Annotated in this window: 1 protein-coding gene; it reads right to left on the reverse strand. The window is 45.5% G+C overall.

Going from position 1 to position 1,002, the window contains the following annotated elements; genetic code table 11:
* On the reverse strand, positions 1-1,002 hold a 1,002-nt coding region (locus tag AC1DUA_RS38940; RefSeq protein ID WP_477504776.1), incomplete at both ends, for a LamG-like jellyroll fold domain-containing protein.

A 1,002-nucleotide genomic window follows, 5' to 3' on the forward strand; every position in this document is an offset into this window, starting at 1 on the left:
TTCCATATTTTCAACTCATCCAGCGTGACAGTCGCTCCCCCGTAGCCTTTATTGCCGTCTGCTCCCAGAATGATGTGATAAGAAGTATCCAGGCTGGATGTGCCCAGTGTGGAATTGTCACTTGTTGCTTGCTTGATACCGTCAACATACGTTGATGATGTATGATTAGTCCTGTCTACCGATATCGTAAAGTAATGCCAGTCTTGTCCTATGCTGGAAGCTGAATAATCGATACGATTTCCGGCCCCATTTGCCATATTGAGGGTCATGTTGTTTGCAAACGCAGGGCCGATGTACCAGCCTAGATTACCGCCCGAATACCAGTTTTTGTTGGATAGGACCGTCTGATCTGCAGTCAAATCGCCCTTATGCCAGAATGAAATTGTGAAGTTTCCACTTCCGAACTTCAAGTCGGATCTGTCACCTAAATCGACATAATGGGAGTTACCAGCTGCAATACTGATAGCTTGTCCGGATCTACCAGAGACGTAGGTGACATTACCGCTCTTGGTCGCCAACCCAGTTGCGCCAGCAGCATCCTCATTCAGATTACTCTCGAACTTCATATCCGACACAAGCTGATTCCACATCGTTGTCTGGTCAATCGGTTCCAATTCCGGTGCTTGGTTTTGGCTGCGAAATGGAATCTGCAGCGGATTGCTTAGGTTGCCATAAGCATCCACTGCCGTTACGGAGATAACGTAAGACTTCGCCAGATCCAGTCCAGACATTGGAATATTCATCCTATTCGGAATCGGTGAGACGAAATAGTCAGACAAAACATTATACGTTCTCACTACTTGAGCCGTTCTCTGATCATACAATTTGATATCGTAATGATGCATAGACTGATCGTCCTTGGCTTGCTTGAACGAGAGAACAGGCACATTATTCGTTCCAGGCAACACTTTCAAATCAGGATTTGCCGGGAATTGAGGCGCCGTTTTGTTGCGATTGCTTGTCGTATAAGTAAAATTACGTTTAATTTCTTCATTGGTATTC

It is taken from the genome of Paenibacillus sp. 01T422, assembly GCF_056398785.1.